This is a genomic window from Kitasatospora saccharophila (assembly GCF_039529925.1).
In the GTDB taxonomy this organism is placed as follows: domain Bacteria; phylum Actinomycetota; class Actinomycetes; order Streptomycetales; family Streptomycetaceae; genus Kitasatospora; species Kitasatospora saccharophila.
This window is the reverse complement of the sequence record NZ_BAAANS010000052.1, coordinates 1-17,945: the sequence shown is the minus strand read 5'-3', so window position 1 is coordinate 17,945 and position 17,945 is coordinate 1. Positions and strand designations below refer to the sequence as shown.

Genomic DNA, 17,945 nt, shown 5'->3' with positions numbered 1-17,945 from the left:
CGTGCCGGTGGTGTCCGTACCGATCGACGGCCGTTCCACGGCCCCTGCCGACCACGCCAGCCCCGCCGCCCCCACCGCCCCCGCACGGCGCGGACGGGGGCGCGGACGGGGGCGGCGGACATCAGTCCTCGGCCGGGTCGGCCCCGTCCGCCGCCTCGGTGATGCCGAGGTCGGCGCGCATGGCGTGGCGCAGCACGGCGAGCCCGTCCCAGGCGGCGTCGACGGCTGCGAAGCAGGACGCGAGGTCGTCGCCGGGGCGGGCGGTGCCGTGGGCGTTCCGGGCCAGCGCGCCGTACAGCGCGCCGAGCCGGCGGTTGGCGCGGGAGATTTCGGCGAGCACCGCGTCGGGGACGGTCATCTGCGCCTCGGCGTACCGCTGCCGGTACTCAGTGCGGGCGGCCTCCACGGCGGCGGTCTCGGCGATGCTGCTCGGCTGCTCCCGGCGCAGCGCGTGCGCGTGGTCGTTGAGCGCGGTGAGGTACTGGCGGGCGGCGGTGTTGAGCGCGACGTAGCAGGCCCGCAGCTCGGTCCGCGCCGCGGTGTTTCGCGCCTCCTCGCGGTCGGCCCGCCGACTGCGCTCGGCGAGCTCGCGCTCCTCGCGGCGGGCGGCGTCGCTGCGGCGCTGGGTGAGCAGGGCGGAGGCGAGGGTGCCGAGCACGCCGACCACGGCGGCGATGACGGCGGCGAGAGCGGCGGCGTCCATCTGACGTCCTTCCGGGAGCGTGCGGAGCAGGAGCGTGCGGAGCAGGAGCGTGCGGAGCAGGAGCGTGCGGAGCGGCGGCGCGGCGAACCGTCGTCAACGGCCCTGGTAGCCGAAGGCGGCCCAGGCTTCCAGGGCGTCCAGGCCGGTTGCGGCGTCGGCGAGTTCGTCGGGGGTGCCGGCCGGGAGGCGGCGGTCGGGGTCGAGGGCCCAGAGCTGGGTGGCGCGGAGGGCTTCGGCGGGGGGATCGCCGAGGCGGAGGCGGCCGTGCAGGACGTACATCAGCAGGCCGACCTGGTCGTCCTGGACCTCCCAGCGGGAGCCGATCACGCCGGTGGCGCCGGCGGCCAGGAACGCGGTGGAGAGGGTGAGCGCCTCGTCGAGGTCGTCGTCGCTGTGGTCGCTGACGCAGGCGTCGAGGACGACCAGGCCGCCGGGCGCGGCGGGCGGGCGGCCCTGGGCCTGGCGGAGGATGTCGGCGACCGGGAGCCGTCCGCTGTCGGGGGGCCCGTCGGGGGCGGGGGCGAGTTCCAGGTGGGCTTCGAGCGGGGAGCGGCCGAGCGGGCGGGCGTGGCAGGCGAGGTGGAGCACGGAGGCGCCGGCCCGGCCGGGGGCGGGCAGCGCGGCGAGCACCTCGGCGGGGGTGCCCGGGCCCTGCGCGCCCGTGACGTAGCCGAGCAGGGTGCCGTCCGGGTAGTGGTCGGCGTGCAGGTACTCGGCCTCGATCTCGGCGCCCGGCAGGTTGCGGGCCGGGTCGCCGACGATCACCGGGTGCCGGTCGAGCGGGAGGCGCTCGCGCGCGACGGTCTGGCAGAACTGCCGGGCCGACGCGGCGTAGGAGAGCACCACCCGCTCCGCGGCCCGCACCGGGCGGCTGCCGTCGCGCAGTCCGCTGTGCAGCAGCCCGGCGTGCCACGGGACGCGCCCGAACTCGCCGAACGGCACCAGTACCAGCCTGGGCGGCGTCCCGTCGGTGCGCAGCGCCGGGTGGCGCAGCAGCGGCCGCAGGACGGCGGTGCCGGCCCAGTCGCAGAGTTCGGCGAGGGCGGCCCGCCAGCGGTGGCGGGCGGCCCGGCGTTCGGGGTGGCGGCCGGGCAGGGTCAGGGTGGCCTGCCGGGCGCGGTGGGCGTCGCGGTACGCGGTGACGGCGGTCAGCGACCCGGCCCGGACCAGCGTGAGCGGCTGGAGTTCGCCCCGCCCGTCGGCGGTGACCAGGACGGCCTCGCCGTTGCGCCCGCCACCGGGCGGCAGCAGGTAGGCGAGGGCGTGCGCGCCCGCGGCCCGGAGCGCGGCGCCGACCTCCTCGACGGACGGCGGCGTGGCGGGCCCCGGTCCGCCGGGGGCGGCGGCCAGCGCGGTCAGCGCGCGGCGGCGGAGGTCGTCCGGCATCGGAACGAGCGCGCCGTCGGGCAGCTCGGCCAGCAGGCTGCCGGGTTCCAGCCCGATCGTCCCCGCGGCCGCACCGCCGTCCGACGGGGGCGGGCCGGCCTGCCAGGCGGCGGCGAGGTCGTGGTGTCCGGCCGCCCGCAGTTGGTCGGGGACGTCGGTGGTGGCGGTGGAGGCGTGCAGCACCAGCCCGCGCCCGAGTTCCAGGGCCTCCACGGCACCGCGCAGCGCGCTCTGCGGCTGCGCCGACTCACCGCCCGGCGGGGTCTGCCGGTGCTCGCCCGGCTCGCCCGACCGCAGCGACGACCCCCGCCCCTCGCCCGGCTCGCCCGACCGCAGCGACGACCCCCGCTGCTCGCCCGGCTCACCGCCCCGCGAGGTCCGTCGGTGCTCGCCCGGCTCCCCCGGCTCCCCAGGCTCGCCCGGCTCCTGCCCGAGTTGGTGGTCGTCCAGGCACCAGCGCGCGATCCGCAGGGCCCGCGCGGCGGTGTTGCGGGCGACCGTGAGGGCGTGGTCGGCGGTGGCCTGGAGGAGTGCGGCGGCAGCCGTCTCGCGGAGGCCGGCGAGGCCGAGGTCGCGGCCGGCGGCCCGGTCGCCGGGGGCGAGGCGTTCGCGGTGGAGGTCGGCGAGCAGGCCGCTGACGGTGGCGAGGACCTCGGTGGGGGCGCCGTGCCGGATGCGGTCGCGGACGGCGGTCGCGGAGGCGATCGCCTCGGCGCCGTCGGCGGGTCGGCGGCCGTGCTGGTAGCGGACCCGCAGCAGGGCGGACCGCATCAGGGCGCCGCGGATGCCCTCCAGGCTGTCGGGGTCGGTGTCGGCCAGGAAGCGGTCGAGGTAGTCGAGGGCGGCCCGGGCCCGGTGTTCGGAGTAGCCCGGTTCCACGGCGAGCATGGTGAGCGCGCCGGCGGCGCGCATGGTGAGCAGCGGCTTGTAGAGGTTGCCGGCGGGGGTGCGGTCGGCGGCCTGCACCATGATGCCGATCGCCCGGATCGCGGGCTCGCTGCGGCCGGTGGTCATGGCGTGGATCAGCATGGCCGCGCCGAAGTCGCCGAGGGCGAGGTCGCGCAGCGGGTCGTCGGCGGCCAACTCTCCGGTGAGGGATTCGAGTTCCTCGACCACCCGGCCCATCGTCGCGGTGTCCCGGACGGTCAGCGCGAGCTGGAAGGCGAGCATCAGCCGGTAGCGGCGCAGCGCGGGGAGGTCGGCCCGCAGCAGGTCGGCGAGGCCCTCGGCGGGTTGCGCGGCGGCGTGCGCGAGCACCTCGTCGTAGTAGCGCAGCGCCGCTTCCAGGTCCTGTTTGTCGCCGCCGGCCTGGTAGCGCTGGTGCAGGCTGGTGGCGAGGTTCTGCAGGTAGACGACGCGGTTGAGGTCGTCGGGGCCGGCCGCGCGGAACGCCTCGGTCTGGTGGCGGATCGCCGCGTCCAGGTCCTGCGGCGAGTTGCTCAGGGTGAAGCGGTGGCCGAACGCGGAGCCGAGCGAGGCGTGCACGTGCTGGCTGAAGCCGGCGGTCTCGCTGGGGTCGTGCTGGATCCCCCGCAGCAGCTCGATGGTGCCGTCGACCTCGCCCTGGTCGGTGCCGTACTGTCCGGCCACCAGTCGGGCGTGGGCGAGCTGGTTGGCGATGTCGGCGCGGCGGATGCCGTGGTCCAGCTCGGCCATGGTCCGCACCGCGGTCTCCAGGTGGTGGACGCCGTCCGCGATCGGGTGGGAGAGCGGGTCGCGCTGGTTGAGGGCGGTGAGCAGCGAGCCGAGCACGGCGTGGCAGGGCGGGCGCAGCGGGTCGTCGACGGTCAGTGCGGCGAGGTTCTCCCGCAGGGCGTCCTCGGCTTCGAGGGCCGACGGACTGATCCGGGCGTCCTGCAGCCCGCGCGGGGTCAGTTGGTTGGCGAGCAGCCAGCGGGCGGTGGCGCCGTACGGGTCGTCGGCGGGCAGCAGTCGGCGCAGGTCGCGCAGCCGGTCGATCCGGCGGTCCTGGTCCTCGGGCCGGGCCCGGTCGGCGGCGGCGCGTTCGCCGTAGAGGTCGGCCAGCCGGAGGGCGGCGCGCAGCCGCAGCGGGTCGTCCGGGTCGCTGTCGGCGGCGACGTGTTCGAGCTGCTCGACGGCGCGGTCGAGCTGCTCCGGGGTGTCGGGGTGGTCGAGCAGCAGGACGGCGAGGCGTTCGCGCACTTCGAGTGCGAGCTGCGTCCGGAGGTCGCTCTGGAGGTCCAGGGCGTACTCGAGCTGGGCGGTGGCGGCGCGCAGTGCGGCTGTTCCGGGGGTGCGGTCGCAGTGGTCGGCGAGGGCGCAGCCGAGGGTGCCGGCCAGCAGGACGTGGGTGTCCGGATCGAGGTGGTCGGGCTCGGCCCGGTGGGCGGGGCGGTGGCCTAGCGCGGTGCGCAGCGCGCTGATCGACCGGTCCAGGTCGTCCGGCCGGGCCGCGGGGTCGGGGCGGTCGGCCTTGGTGTCCTCGTGCCGGGCGTGCAGGAGCAGCCCCAGGTGGGCGGCGGCGGCCGTACGGTCCGCGGTGGCCGTACCGTCCGCGACGGCAGTCGTGCGGTCCGCGGTGGTCGTGCGGTCCGCCGCAGCGGGGTCGAGCCAGTTGACGGCCAGGCCCAACAGGTCGGTGGCCTCGGCCCGTTCGCCGAGCGCGGCGGCCCGCCGGGCGGGGTCCCCCGGGTGGTCGGGCTGCTCGCGCAGCTGCCAGTGCCGCATCGCGTGGGCCAACCCGAGCAGGGCCCGTGCCTCGGCGAATTCGGCGGGGTCGGCCACGGGGTCGGACCCGCCGTCCTGGGCCAGCCGCGCGTAGCCGGCCGTCAGCGCCTCCAGTGCGGCGTCGAGTCGGCCGGGTTCTCCGTCGGCCTCGTACGCCGTGAGGTGCGCGCGTCCCCGGTCGAGCAGCTCCCGGTGACCGGCCGTCACGGACGCCTCCCGGTGGGGTCGGACGGGGCGTCGGCCCGGCCGGGCCCCCGCAGGCTGGCTCTGTCTGTCGGCGCGCTCAGCCGCAGCCCCAGCCCGGCTCCCGGCGCGCTCACCCGCAGCCCTGCCACGGCTCCCGGCGCGCTCACCCGCAGGTCCGCCGCAGTGCGAAGCGTCCCGCGTAGCACGCGAACGGGAGCGCCAGCAGCAGCGCGGCCCAGAAGGTCTGCTGGCCCCAGGTGTCGGCGAGGGCGCGGAACCAGGGGGCGAGGACGGGGATCCGGGCGGCTTCCAGCGGGCCCAGCGGGGGCGGCCAGGCGCCGAGGAGCAGGGTGCCGGCGGCGAGCCAGCTGAAGGCGCGGCGGGCGGCGGCGGCGCTGGCCAGCGCGGCCAGGGCGGAGCAGGCGGCGAGCAGCGGCAGGAAATCGGCCTGGTAGGCGGCGCCGTCCGGGCGGGGGCCGGGCGGCGGGAGGTGGACGGCGAGGCGGAGTTCGACGGCGGCCCACAGCAGTGCGGTCAGGGCGAGCGTCGCGGCGAGCGCGAACGCGGCCTGCTCGCGGCGGCCGTGGCGCCAGCGGGCGGGGGTGCCGGCGGTGGGGGCCTGGTGGCCGCCGTGGGAGGTGCGGTGGGCGGCGGCGAGCTGCGGGACGACGACCCGCCGGCTGAGCGAGACGGTCAGCGGGATCGCGGCGACGATCACCCAGCCCGACCAGTGGCCGGCGCCGCTGCCGAACACCTGGACCCGGTCGGCCAGCCAGGGCGGGGTGCGCAGCACGGTCATCGGCGGTCCCCAGCCGCCGGTGCCGACCACCAGCGCGCCGGCGTGGGCGAGCAGCAGGATCCGCCGGCCGACCCGGCCGGGGAACAGCGCCACGGCGAGCGCGGCGGCCAGCGCCGCGCCCAGTACCGGCGGGAGTTGGCGGGAGGCCGTCTCCGCCGCCGTGGCGAACCGTGCGCCGAGCAGGTTGCCGTCGGTGGAGCCGGCCGACAGGTCGTTGGCGATCCGCAGCGTCGTGCCGCTCCACAGCCACAGCGCCAGGGTGAAGGTGAGCACGGCGCCGCCGAGCAGCCGCCGGGGCAGCGCCCGCAGGACGCCGGCCGCGCCGGCGCCGTTCGGCCGGGCGTCGCGCAGGATGTCCCGCCAGGCGCGGCGGGCGCGGCCGCGGCCGGCGCCGGGCTGCCGGGCGGCGTGGACGCTCAGCAGGTCGGCGGCGACCACGGCGGCGCGGACCCGGACGGTGCCGGGGTCGACGGTGAGCGCGGCCCGGCGCAGTGCGGGCCAGCGGCGGCGGAAGGTGTCGCGGTCGGCGCGCCGGAGCAGGTCGGCGGCCGGGCCGACGGCGGCGGCGGTGGCGGCCGCGGCGAGGTGGGCGGGGCCGGGCAGGGCGGCGAGGGCGGCGGGCAGCGGGGTGATCTTGCGGATGGTGGCGGTGCGGGCCTCCGGGCGGGCGGTGAGCAGCACGGCGAGCCGCAGCGCGCGGTCCCGGTCGGCGGCGCTGAACGGCCGTCCGGCCTCGGCGGCCAGCCGGCCCGCTTCGTCGACCGCGGCGGGCAGGCTGTCGAACGCCTGGAGCCGGGCGCAGCGGTCCGGGGGGCAGTGGCGGTGGGCGCAGTGGAAGCGGGCGGCGTGGTTGGGGACGGCGTGCTGGATGAGTTCGCGGACCAGGGCCGAGGCGTTCTCCTCGACGGCCAGGGCGGCGAGCCCCTCGGCGTCGACCGGTCGGCCGCGGTAGTGCGGGCGGACGTGCGGGGCGTAGGCGACGCCGAGGGCGAGCAGGGCGAGCGAAGCGGTGCGGTCCCGGTCGACCGGGCCGGCGGTGGTCACGGCGCGCAGCAGGTGCAGGTCGACGGCGTTGTCGCCGATCTCGTCCAGCCAGTCGGCGAGCCGGGCGGCGCCGGCGAAGCCCAGCCAGCTGGTGGCCTCGGCGGAGCGGGCCATCATGGCTTCGACGAGTTCGGCGGGGCTGCGGTAGTCCTCGCCGCGGAAGTTGACCGGCCGGTGCGCGGGGTTCGCCGGGCCGGTGGCGGGCCGGACCACCCGGGGGCTGCCGCCGTTCAGCCACTCCCGGACCTGCGCGGCCCGCCAGCGGTCGGCGGGTTCCCGGGTGAGCAGGCCGGAGAGCAGCAGCAGTTGCCGGGGGTCGGTGATGCCGGAGAGTTCCACCACGGCGTCCAGCACCAGGCGTTCGCGCTGCGCGTTCTCGCTGACCCGGCCGCCGCCGGTGCGCTCGTAGAGGCTCCGGCCGGCGTACATCTCGTACAGGATGACGCCGAGCGCCCACCAGGGGCCGGCCGCGTCGTTGCGGCCGGCGAGCTGTTCGGGCGCCATGTAGGCGGGGGTGACCTGGAGTTCGGTGGGGAAGGTCTGGCTGGCCGTCTGCTTGCGCACCCCGCCGAAGTCGGCGACCACGAACTCGGGGCGGTCGCCCCGGTCGCGGACCAGGACGTTGGCGGGTTTGAAGTCGACGGGGGTGCGCTCGATGACCAGCTGCCAGAAGTCCAGCAGGTCGGTGAGGCCCTCGACCACCCGGCGCGCCTGCGCCGCCCGGACCGCGCCGCCGCCGGCGGGGCGCAGGGCGGCGAGGTGGTCGGCGAGGGTGGTCGGCAGGTACTCCATCACCAGGAAGGCGCGCACGTCGCCGGCGTGCACCACCTCGCCGTGCTCGACGATCTCGGGGACGCACCGGCGGAACTCCGCGGCGCTCAGGTGTTCCAGCAGTTCCTGGTCGGCGGGGGCGCCGGCCCAGCCGACCTTGACCGCGACCTCCCCGCCGCCGTCGGTGCGCTCGGCCCGCCACACGGTGCCCTCGCTCCCGGCTCCGGCGTGGGCGAGCGGCCGGTAGCGGTCGGTCAGCTGCTCGGGGAAGTCGCCCGTGCGCGGGCCGGGGACGCCCCCGGCCCGCTGCACCCGGGTGGCGTCGCCGCCGTCGGCGTCCTGCTCGCGGGCGGGTCGGCCGGTGCCCTGCCGACGGGTCGGCGGGCTGCCGGGCCGGCCGGCGTCCTGCTTGCGGGTGGGCGGGCTGCCCGGGGTGCCGCCCTGCTTGCGGGTGGGCGGGCCGGACGGCTCGGGTGTGGCGGCCATCGCGCGGTGTGGTCCTTCTCGCCGGCCCGCTCAGCGCGGGGATCCGAATTCGTCGATCTCGATCAGCTGGACGTCGATGTCCAGGGCGAACCGCAGCCGGCAGCCGGGTCCGACCGGGGTGGGTGCCTCGACGGGGCGGCCGTCCAGGAAGGTGCCGTTGGTGGAGGCGAGGTCCTCGACGTGCAGCACGCCGTCGATCCAGCGCAGCCGGGCGTGGTGCCGGGACAGCTGGTCGAGCGCGGCGAGGCCGGGGACGGCGGCGCAGTCCGGGTCGTCGCGGCCGACGGCCAGGGTGCGGCCGGGGTGCAGCGGCAGCATCACCCCGGCGAGCACCAGGGCGAGCCGCGGCGGCGCGGCGGGCCGCGCCACCACCTTGCGGGTCGGCGCGCTGTCCGTCGTCCCCGCCGCTCCCGTCCCCGCCGCTCCCGTCCCCGCCGCTCCCGTCCCCGCCGGTTCCTCTGCCGCCGGTTCCGCCGCGACGGCCGCCGCGGGGCGCGGCTGGTACGCCTCCAGGGGCTCGAACACGTGGTTCGGGCAGTAGCCGGGCTCGTCGTGCTCGGGGCAGTCGTCCTCGCCGACCGGGCAGCGGTACCTCAGGGCCGCCATGTGGTCTCCCGTACCGTCACGCCGCGCTCGCGCAGCTCCCGTTCGATCCGCCCGAGGTCGCCGGGGCGGGGCACGCCGATGATCCGCAGTTCGCCGTCGGTGACCCGGACCTGGAGGTCGGGCCGGTCGGTGCGGCGTTCCAGGTGCGGGGCGTAGCGGCGTTCGCCGAGCGCGCTGAGCGGGACGATCCGCTGGTTGGCGGAGCCGCGCCAGACCAGGTCGGTGGGCTGCCCGGCCAGGTAGCGGCCGGTGATCACGGCATCGGCGCGGGCCAGTGCGTCGGCGGTCGCGGGGTCGGCCGTGGCGTCGGCGAGTTCCCAGCCGGTGTACACCAGCAGGTCGGCCTCGACGCCGGCGCTCCGCCGCTCGCGGTCCGCGGCGGCGAGCAGTTCGGCGAGGGCGGCGGGCTGCTCCAGCGGTTCGCCGCCGCTGACGGTCAGTCCGTCGACGCCGTCGGCGAGGGCCTGCCGCCACAGCTCGGCGAACCGGTCGGCCGTCAGCTCCCGGCCGCCGGCGGGGTCCCAGGTGTGCCGGGACATGCAGCCGGGGCAGGCCAGGGCGCAGCCCTGGAACCAGACGCCGAGCCGCCGGCCGGGGCCGAGCGCGGTGACCGGGGCGGAGACCTGGCTCACCCGGGCGGGGACCCGGCTCACCCGGGCCAACGGGTCACCTCGACGGTGTAGCCGTCGGCGTCGCCGTCGCCCTCGACGGCGGTCACCTCGATCCGCTCGCCGCGCCGCGGCGGGTTGCGGAACAGCTCCCGGGACAGCGGGTTGACCAGCGCGGACTCGACGGCGGTGAGGACGCCGCGGCCACCGTGGTCGAGCCGGACGCCGGCCTCCACCCGGAGCACCTCCCAGGCGTCCTCGCCGACCTCCAGCGTGGCGCCGTGCACCTCCAGGATGCGGCCGGCCACCGCGGCGATCGCCTTGTCGAGGATCCGCGGCACCCACTTCTCCTGCATGAAGTCCATCGGGATGAAGTTGTCGCCGAAGCGGTTGCGCAGTTCGGGCCGCTTGATGTGGTCGTTGAAGAACAGGTCGAAGGCCTCCCGCAGGGCGAGGCGCACCGCGGTCGGGTCGTCGTGCCGGCTGAGCCGGCGGGTGGCACCGGACCGGCGCTCCGGCCGGTCGCCGCCGTCCGCCCGGGAGCCGTCCGCCGACGGACTGTCCGCCGGGGAGCCGTCCACCGGGGGGCGGTCCGCCGGTGCGCCCCCGACGTGCTGCGCGGAGGCGGCGGCGCCGAGGTTGGAGGTGAAGATCAGCACGCACTCGGTGAAGTAGACGGTGGCGCCGCGGCCGTCGGTGAGCCGGCCGTCCTCCAGGATCTGCAGGAACAGGTCGAACAGCCGCGGGTTGGCCTTGTCGATCTCGTCGAACAGCAGCACGCTCATCGGGTTGGCCCGGACGGCGTTGGTGAGTTCGCCGCCCGCGTCGTGGCCGACGTAGCCGGGCGGGGCGCCGATCAGGCGGTCGCGGGCGTGCTCCTCGGCGAACTCGCTCATGTCGAAGCGGATCGGCCGGGCGTCCTTGCCGAGGATCATCTCGGCGATGCCCTTGGCGAGTTCGGTCTTGCCGACGCCGGTCGGGCCGGACAGGAACAGCGTGCCGCGCGGCCGGTTCGGCGAGCTGGAGGACTGCGCGCCGCTCAGGCCGGACGCGGAGCGCATGAAGATCTCCAGGGTGCGGCGCACCGCGTGCGGCTGGCCGATCACCCGGGCGTTCAGGAACTCCTCGCCGTCCCGGATGCGCTCGCGCAGCGCCTCGGTGGCCCACGGGTTGTCGGTGACGCCGACCCGGTAGAGCCGGGCGGCCTCCTCCAGGCGGTGGGCCGGCAGGCCGCGGTCCACCGCCATCCGGCCGATCGCCATCACCTCGGAACTGCCCATGCCGTGCGAGGAGTCGGCGAGCGCCCGGGCGGCGGTCTCCCGGGCGGCGGCGTCCGGCCGGTCCGCGGCGTCCTGCCGGGCGGCCACCGCGTCGACCACGTGCCGGGCGGCGGCCAGCCGCTGGTCGTACGGCGGTGCGGGAACGCTGACCACCCGGACGGCGCGGCTGCCGACCGGGAACTCCATCGGCAGTTCCTCCTGCCGCTCGACCACCCAGAACACCGTGTTGTAGACGCCGTTGGCGTCGCCGCGGCGCACCGGCCGGGCGGTGTGGCCGAGTTCCTCCACCGCGGCGAACAGCCGGGCGACCTCCCCGGCGGCCGGGGCGCGGGCCGAGCCGAGTCGGGCGGCGTACGGGACCAGCAGGCCGACCGGCGGGCCGGGGTGGCGGACGGCGGCCACCATGACGTCCCGCAGCCGGTCGGTCAGCGCGGGCTCCTCGTCCTCCTCGCCGGCCTCCTTGGCGCGCGCGGCGCGGGCGTCGGCGGCCACCAACTCGCGGATCACCGGCGGCATCTCGTCCGGGGCGCCGGCCAGCAGCCGGACCGCGATGTGGTCGGTGACCTGGTCGACGACGGCCAGCGCGCCGTAGCCGCGGGCCCGGCAGACCGCGTCGACCACCGCGGCCAGGTCGAACGGCGCCAGCCGGGGGCTGCGGCAGTGCGGCAGGTCGCTGGGCAGCAGGTACTGGTCGCGGACGTTGCCGGTGAACAGGATCTGCGGGTGCACGGCGAGGGCGAGTTCGAGCTCGCGGACCCAGCTCGGCAGGGCCGCGCGGCGCCGCCCGGCCTCGTCCGCGTCGTCCGCCCCGGCCGCCTTGCCCACGTCGACGGGGTCAGCGCTCACGGTGGTGCTCCTGCCGGTACGGGGTCGCGGTCCCGGTGTCGGTCGCGCTGCGGCGCTTGGCGGGCTGGGGCTTCTGCGCGGCCGGCGCGGTCCCGGTGCGCGGCCAGGCCTCCGCGGGCAGTTGCGGGGCGGCCATCAGGCCGGGCAGCATCGCGTGCCGGCGCTCCAGGTCCACGCCGTGTTCGCGGGCGCTGCTCTCGATGGCCGGCAACTGGGCTTCGCAGAACCAGCGCTGGACCTCCTCGTCGCGCCGTCCGTCCTCGTCGGAGCCCGGTCCGCGCACCACGGCGGTGCTCACCGCGGCCGTCTCCCGGGAGAGCACCACCCGCAGGCCGTAGCCCTCGGCCGGGCCGCCGCCGTCGGGCGCGTCGAACGCCACCACGGCCGCGCCGTCCTCGGCGAGCAGGTCGGCGAAGTCCTCGCCGACCCGGTAGTCCCGTTCGCGCAGCGCCGCCGCCAGCGCCTCGGCGACCCGGGCCCGGTTGCGGGCGGCGTCGGCCGCGGCGACCGCCCGGGCGACCTGGACCCGCAGCGTCTCCGGGTCCTCGGCGGCGGCGAGTGCGGCGGTCAGCCGGGCCCGCTCGGCGGGCTCCGCGTCCTGCGCCAACTGGAGGAGTCCGGCGCGCAGTTCGGCCCGCTGCTCGGCGGTCCGGCGGCGTGCCACCGACTGCTGCACGCCGTCCGCCAGGTCGGCCTGCGCGGCGCGCACCGACTGGGCGCTCGGCGCGGTGTCCAACGCGCGGCGCAGCAGGGCGAGTTCCGGCAGGTCGGCGGGGTCGCAGCGGACCACCTCGCGGGCCAGCAGCGCCTGCGCCCCGGCCACCGCCCGGGCCCGGACGTCCGCCAGGTGCTCCTCGGCGGCCGCGCGGGCCGCGACGGCCTGCTCGGCGGGCGTCCCGCCGCGGGGGCGGGGCGCGGCCGGACGGGCGGGCGCGGTGGCGGCCTCGGCCACCAGCGCCGTCCACGCCCGGTCGACGGCCCGCGCCAACTCGCCTTCCGCCCGGGCGTTCTGCTGTTCGGCGCGCCGCACCGCCGCGGCCAGCTCGGCGGAGTCCGCGTCGGCCGCCGCCGTCACCGTGTCGACCTGCACCTCGGCGATCCGGTGGGTGCGCCGCAGGTGGCCGGCCTCGCCGAGCAACTCGGCTGCCTGCTCGCCCAGTTCGTCCAGCCGGGTGCGCAGCTGGGCCCGCCGCAGGTTCTCCGCGCGCTGTGCCTGCTCGGCGAGCTGCGCGCGCAGCAGGCGCTGCCGCTCGACCTCCCGGTCCTGATACGTCCACCCGTACGCCGCGGAACTGCTCACCGTCCCCCTTCCGGACCCGTGGCACCGGCGGCGCGAGGTGACTTCCCGTCACCCCCGGTGCGCTGGGCGGTCGTTCGCTTCCCCCGCGTCCGGGAGAACGCTACACCGCAGCGGCCCAGGCGATACATTGTGCGGGACGGTCCACGCGAAGGGGGTGCACGGGTGCTGGTCCAGCTGCTCCGCGCGCTGCGCGAGGACTGGGAGGCGGTGTGGGCGCTGCTGGACGCCGACGCGCGCCGCCAACTGGCCGCGCTGCTGGCGGATCCGGGCGACGACCCGGTGCGCGCCGCCCGGAGCGTCCAGCGCCTGCTGAAGCGCGCCCTGCCCGCCGGGCACCCGCTGCGGGGCGCGTCCGGCGAGAGCGACTCGGCGCGCTACGCGGAGGGCGGCGAGGACACCCCGGAGGCGCTGCGCGCGGCCCTGGCGGGCCTCGGCGGGCCGGTGGTCATCATGACGTCCGAGCAGGGCTCGGTGGCCGGTGCGGTCCTGGCTCCGCCGGATGCCCCGGCCGTCGCGCGAGCCACCGACCCCGGTCCGCCTCTGGACTCCGACGAGCGGCTGCTGCGGGCGAGTTGGACGGAGGCCCAGTGCCGCTCGGCGGGTGCCGACCCGTCCGGGCCGGACCTGATCCGCCTGACGGTACGTCAGGGGCGCGTCGTGATCCCGTCGTTCCAGTTCGACCGGTACACCGGCGATCCGCTCCCGGCGGTGCTGGCGGTCAACCGCCTGCTGGACGCGGACGAGGACCCGTGGGGCGTCGCCGACTGGTGGCTGGGCAGGAACGCCTGGCTGGCCGGGGTGCCGGCCGAACTGCTGGGCACCGTAAGGGAGTCCGACCTGCTGCCCGCCGCCCGTGCCGAACTCGCGGACTGGTGACCGGATGCCCGACGTGATGGTCCCCGGCCCGACGGTGCGCGCCACGCCGCACCGCGAGCTGCTGCCCGCCGGAACGGCGTTGTGGCGGCTGCACTCGGCCGCCTACCCGCCCGCCGCCTTCAACCCGCGCCCCGCGGACATGCACTGGGGCGGCGGCCGGTTCTGCTCGTTCACCGGTGACGGCACCGAACTGCCGTACCTGTACGCCGGGTTCACCGAGCGCACCGCACTTCTGGAGACGCTGGTCCGGGGCATCGAGTTCGACGACGCGGGCTGGCGGCGGATCGTCCGCAAGGCGGTGGCTGGCAAGGTGCTGTCCCGGTTGGAGACCACCTGCGACATTCCGCTGGTGGGCCTGCGCACGCCGGAGCAGTTGGCGGCCGTCCACCAGGACGAGTGGCTGGTGCACGCCCCGGCCGCCGACTACGGGCACACCCGGCGCTGGGCGGCCTGGATCCGCGCGCAGGCGCCGTGGGCGCAGGGACTGGCCTGGATGTCCAAGCGGGACACCACCGCCGCGGCCTGCGTGCTCTACGAGCGGCCCGGGTCGGCGGCGCTGGTGAAGCCGTCCGGCACGGAGCCGGTGGAGCTGGACACCGCGGCCGGCGCCGAACTGCTGAACCGACTGCTGGCGCCCTGCCGGGTGCGGATCGAGCCCCCGCGCCGCCGCTCCTGAAGACCGGTGCCGCCGACGGCACCGGGGCGGGGCCCCGACCCGTCGTCCTCGTCCCGGTCCCGTGCCCGGGCACCGCTGGAACGGCACCCGTCCGGCACCCGTCCAGCACCCGTCCGGCCCCCGGGCACCGCCGACCGACCACTTCGAAACGCCGGGACCTGCCGCCGTCCGCCCCCGCAGGCGGACTCGTCCCGCGAGACCGGAACGGAGCCCCGATTGCCTGCCACTTCCGCGGAGATCGCCGCCGCCACCCGCGGCTACCTCCAGCGCCACCCCGCCGAACGGGACCGGCTCCGGCCGCTGCTGGAGCCGTCCGCCACCGCGTCCGACCCGACCGACCCCGCCACGCCGCCCGCGCGCGTCACCTGCAGCGGCGTCGTCGTCGACCGCGACCTGCGCGTCCTGCACGTCCGCCACCGGGCCGCCGGGCCGGTGCCGGGCCCGGGCGGCCCGGGCGGCCCGGGCGAACCCGTCGGCGGGGGCCTGCTGGCGACCGCGATCCGCGGGGTCACCGAGGAGACCGGGATCCCCGCCGGAGCGCTCCGGCTGGTGCCGCACCTGCTCGACACCCCCGTCGACATCGACGTCAACGAGACCGACCCGGACCCGGGCGAGGGCGAAGTCGCCCACCGGCACTACGACTTCCGCTTCGTCTTCCAGCTCGCCGACCGCGAACCGCCGCAACCGCCGCAACCGCTCCTGCAGGCGGCGGAGGCCGCCGGGGCCGGGTGGCGCCCGCTCGCCGAGGTCTCCTCCCCCGGGCTGCGCGCCAAGCTCCGCGGCGCGGGCCTGACCGGCCGGCCCGAGCCCGTGAACGCCTCCGCCGTCATCCACAACGGCCGCGGCGAGTACCTCCTCCACCTGCGCGACAACGTCCCCGGCATCTGGGCGCCGGGCGAGTGGAGCCTGCTGGGTGGCGGCCGCGAACCGCAGGACGCCACCATCGAGGCGACGCTGCGGCGCGAACTCGCCGAGGAAGTCCCCGGGTTGGCGCTGGGCGCGGTCGAGCCGCTGACCGTCGAATGGACGACCGACCGCCACGGCCTGGCCGTCCCGATCCGGATCTTCACCGCCCGCTGGGACGGCCACCCCGACCGGGCCGACCTCCGCGAGGGCGTCCTGGTGCACTGGTTCCGCCCCGAGGAGCTGCACCGCCTCCACCTGCGCGACTCCACCCGCCGCCTCCTCCAGGAGCACGCCGCCACCCTGGCCGCCACCCGACCGTCCGCCCCCCGGCCCGACTCCCGGCCCGACTCCCGGCCACTGGGCGACCCGTTGTTCGACCCGCTGGACCGGGCCCGGGCGGACGGCATCGAGCGCACCTCCACCAGCGTCCTGCTCACCGACCCGGACGGCCGGGTCCTGCTGCTGCGCCGCGCGCCCGGCACCCTGCAGGCCGGGCTGTGGGAGCTGCCCGGCGGCGGCACCGAACCGGGCGAGGACCTCGTCACGGCCGGGCTGCGCGAACTGGGCGAGGAGGCCGGTCTCACCGGCGTCCGGGTCACCGCCCACCTCGGGCACCGGGACTATCCCAACTCCCGCGGCAACCGCACCCGCGCGTACGTGATCGCCGCCCAGCTCGGCCACTCCCGGGAGGTGCGGCTGTCGCCCGAGCACGACACCCACCGCTGGGCCCCGCCCGCCGACCTGCCGGAGCCGGTCGCCGCCCACGAAGCGGACCTGATCCGCCGCCACACCGCGCCGCCGCCCGCCCTGCCCGGCCACCTGCCGCTGCCCGCCTACCTCCCCACCATCCCCGCCGCCCCGATGTGGGGCAGCGTCTTCTTCACCACCGAGGACGGCAAGGCCGTGCTGCTGCGCGCCACCGACCCGGCCAAGGGCCTCCAATGGGCAGGCGGTGACGTCGAGTTCACCGACCCCAGCCCCCTGCACACCGCGGTGCGCGAGTGCTTCGAGGAGACCGGCATCCTGCTGGAACCCGACCCGGAGCGGCTACCGCTGCTGGCCACCGTGTTCGAACAGCCCCGGAACGGCTGGCCCGCCAAGATCGGATTCGCCTTCCACGGCGGCCGGCTGTCCGCCGGACAGCTGGCCGCGATCCGCCTCGATCCGGCCGAGCACACCGAGGTCGTCCTGCTGACCCGCGCCGAACTGACCGCCCGGAGCGACCCCCGCCGCGCACAGCTCACCCTCGCCGTCCTGGACGCGGCCCGCACCGGCGTACCGGCCTACCTCGTCCGCTGAAACCGTTCAACCCGCTGAACCCGCGCCGCGGTGTCGCGTTCCGGCACCGCGGGGAGCACCCCGGCCGCCCCGCCGAGCGCAGTCGCCGTTGCCCGGCACGGCCGCGGCCGACCCCGACCGGCCCGACCGGCCGACAGCAGGCGGCCGTCACGGCGTGCCCGAGCCCGCCGCCTTCGACTCGCCCGCCGAGGGCGCGGACACACCGGGGACTCCGGCCGAACTCGCGGGCCCCGACGAGCCTCCGGACCCCGCACCGGAGCCCGAGCCGCCGGGCGAGGCCGGCCCGGACGAGCCGGAGTGACCGGGCGAGCCCGAACCGCCGGAGGACGGGGCCGACGACGCCCCGGACGACGGGGCCGAGGAGCCGCCGGACGGCGTGCCCGTCCCGGAGTGGCTGCCGGACGGGCCCGAACCGGACGCACTGGGCGAGGCCGAGCCGTCGGTTCCGCCCGTTCCGCCCACGGGGCGCTCGAACTGGCCGCCCGTCGCCTGGTCCACCAGCACGATCCGGTTCACCGGTGCCGCCGCGGGCTGCACCGTCACCACCCCGTCCGGGTGGAACGCGGACCAGGCCGTCCCGGTGTACGTGCCGCCGGTGCCGCTCGGCGGCGTCAGCGGGTTGCCGCAGGCGCAGCGCACCCGCGGCACGCCCTGGCTGTCGACCAGCACGGCCGTCCCGGACTGCAGGACGGCCTGGTAGGGGGTGGCCTGCCCGTTCTGGTAGCCGTGGTTGGTGACCCGGGTGTCCTGGCGCAGCACCACGGGCGTCAGGCCGTTCAGGTATCCGTTGATCTGCGAGCCGTCGATGCCCTCGACCCCGGCCCAGGCGCGGGCCTTGTCGGTGTTGGCGGCGAGGTAGGAGGAGAGCTTCGGGACGTCGCAACTGGCCGTTTCGCGGGTCCCGCCGTACAGGCCGGGCTGCCCGCCGTTCACGGTGCCGCCGGACGCGCTCGGGCTTCCGGCACCGGACGGGGCCGAGGCACTGCCGGAGGCCGCCGACCCGCCGGCCGGGGTGGAGCCGCTGGGCGAGGTCGAGGCCGGCGTACCGCCGTTGGCGACCGAGTCGGTGAAGGGCTCCTGTCCGGTCGCGGACACCGGCTGCATCTCGACGGCCTGCGCGCTGCCGCCACCGCCCGAGCCCCCGGTGGCGACCACGCCCAGTGCGATGCCGAGCCCGGCGACGAGGACCGCCCCGGCGAGCACCGGCCCCTTCCGCCACCACGGCCGCCCGCCGCCCCCGCCGGACGACCCCGCTCCCCCGGCTGCCGGCCGTGCCCCGCTCGGCGGCCCGCTCCCCCCGACGCCCGCCCCGCCGACCGGCGCCCCGCCGCTGCCGGGCGGCGGCGCCACGCCGCTGCCCGAGGCGTTCGACGGGCGCAGGCCGCCCGCCGACAGCGGCCCGGACGGCGGGCCCGCCGGCCCCGACGGCCCCGGACGGAGGTTCCGCCGCACCACCGACACCCGCTTCCGCTGCTCCTAGCCCCG

The 17,945-nt window shown here is 77.6% G+C and carries 11 protein-coding genes; 3 read left to right on the top strand and 8 right to left on the bottom strand.

What is annotated here, in order from left to right; translation table 11 throughout:
• Positions 1 to 121: 121 nt before the first annotated feature.
• The 7 genes from ABD345_RS30210 to ABD345_RS30180 all read right to left on the bottom strand — a co-directional run bounded on the left by ABD345_RS30210 (position 122) and on the right by ABD345_RS30180 (position 12,703).
• Positions 122 to 703, bottom strand: coding sequence for a hypothetical protein (locus ABD345_RS30210; RefSeq protein WP_344556729.1), 582 nt, complete (start codon positions 701 to 703; stop codon positions 122 to 124).
• A gap of 93 nt (positions 704 to 796) precedes the next feature.
• Positions 797 to 4,984, bottom strand: a complete 4,188-nt coding sequence (locus ABD345_RS30205) for a CHAT domain-containing protein (RefSeq protein WP_344556728.1) — start codon at positions 4,982 to 4,984, stop codon at positions 797 to 799.
• A gap of 142 nt (positions 4,985 to 5,126) precedes the next feature.
• On the bottom strand, positions 5,127 to 8,063 hold the full coding sequence (locus tag ABD345_RS30200; protein ID WP_344556727.1) for a serine/threonine-protein kinase: 2,937 nt from the start codon (positions 8,061 to 8,063) through the stop codon (positions 5,127 to 5,129).
• Between the two features lie 30 nt (positions 8,064 to 8,093).
• Positions 8,094 to 8,669: an FHA domain-containing protein gene (locus ABD345_RS30195; RefSeq protein ID WP_344556726.1), complete on the bottom strand. Its 576-nt coding sequence runs from the start codon at positions 8,667 to 8,669 to the stop codon at positions 8,094 to 8,096.
• Entirely contained in the window at positions 8,657 to 9,322 is a 666-nt protein-coding gene (locus ABD345_RS30190; RefSeq protein ID WP_344556770.1) for a 4Fe-4S single cluster domain-containing protein, read from the bottom strand. Before ABD345_RS30190 ends, ABD345_RS30195 begins: the two co-directional genes overlap by 13 nt.
• A complete protein-coding gene (locus ABD345_RS30185; RefSeq protein WP_344556725.1) occupies positions 9,319 to 11,403 on the bottom strand; it encodes an AAA family ATPase in 2,085 nt (694 codons plus the stop codon). The genes ABD345_RS30190 and ABD345_RS30185 overlap by 4 nt, the downstream gene beginning before the upstream one ends.
• Entirely contained in the window at positions 11,393 to 12,703 is a 1,311-nt protein-coding gene (locus tag ABD345_RS30180; protein WP_344556724.1) for a coiled-coil domain-containing protein, read from the bottom strand. Before ABD345_RS30180 ends, ABD345_RS30185 begins: the two co-directional genes overlap by 11 nt.
• Positions 12,704 to 12,865: 162 nt before the next feature.
• Here ABD345_RS30180 and ABD345_RS30175 point away from each other — a divergent pair, with 162 nt between their 5' ends.
• The 3 genes from ABD345_RS30175 to ABD345_RS30165 all read left to right on the top strand — a co-directional run bounded on the left by ABD345_RS30175 (position 12,866) and on the right by ABD345_RS30165 (position 16,460).
• Entirely contained in the window at positions 12,866 to 13,579 is a 714-nt protein-coding gene (locus tag ABD345_RS30175) for an aminotransferase class IV (RefSeq protein ID WP_344556723.1), read from the top strand.
• A gap of 4 nt (positions 13,580 to 13,583) precedes the next feature.
• Positions 13,584 to 14,255: an RES family NAD+ phosphorylase gene (locus tag ABD345_RS30170; protein ID WP_344556722.1), complete on the top strand. Its 672-nt coding sequence runs from the start codon at positions 13,584 to 13,586 to the stop codon at positions 14,253 to 14,255.
• Positions 14,256 to 14,471: 216 nt separating this feature from the next.
• A complete protein-coding gene (locus ABD345_RS30165) occupies positions 14,472 to 16,460 on the top strand; it encodes an NUDIX domain-containing protein (protein WP_344556720.1) in 1,989 nt (662 codons plus the stop codon).
• A 147-nt stretch (positions 16,461 to 16,607) separates the two neighbouring features.
• Here the strand turns inward: ABD345_RS30165 and ABD345_RS30160 are convergent, their stop codons facing one another.
• Positions 16,608 to 17,663 (bottom strand): DUF6777 domain-containing protein, encoded by a 1,056-nt coding sequence (locus ABD345_RS30160; protein WP_344556718.1) that lies wholly within the window; start codon positions 17,661 to 17,663, stop codon positions 16,608 to 16,610.
• Positions 17,664 to 17,945 lie beyond the last annotated feature (282 nt).

What these genes read in the sequence shown, in the direction of transcription:
- ABD345_RS30210 (WP_344556729.1), bottom strand. Translation starts at nt 703, where the DNA reads ATGGACGCCGCCGCTCTCGCCGCCGTCATCGCCGCCGTGGTCGGCGTG.
- ABD345_RS30200 (WP_344556727.1), bottom strand. Translation starts at nt 8,063, where the DNA reads ATGGCCGCCACACCCGAGCCGTCCGGCCCGCCCACCCGCAAGCAGGGC.
- ABD345_RS30195 (WP_344556726.1), bottom strand. Translation starts at nt 8,669, where the DNA reads ATGGCGGCCCTGAGGTACCGCTGCCCGGTCGGCGAGGACGACTGCCCC.
- ABD345_RS30170 (WP_344556722.1), top strand. Translation starts at nt 13,584, where the DNA reads ATGCCCGACGTGATGGTCCCCGGCCCGACGGTGCGCGCCACGCCGCAC.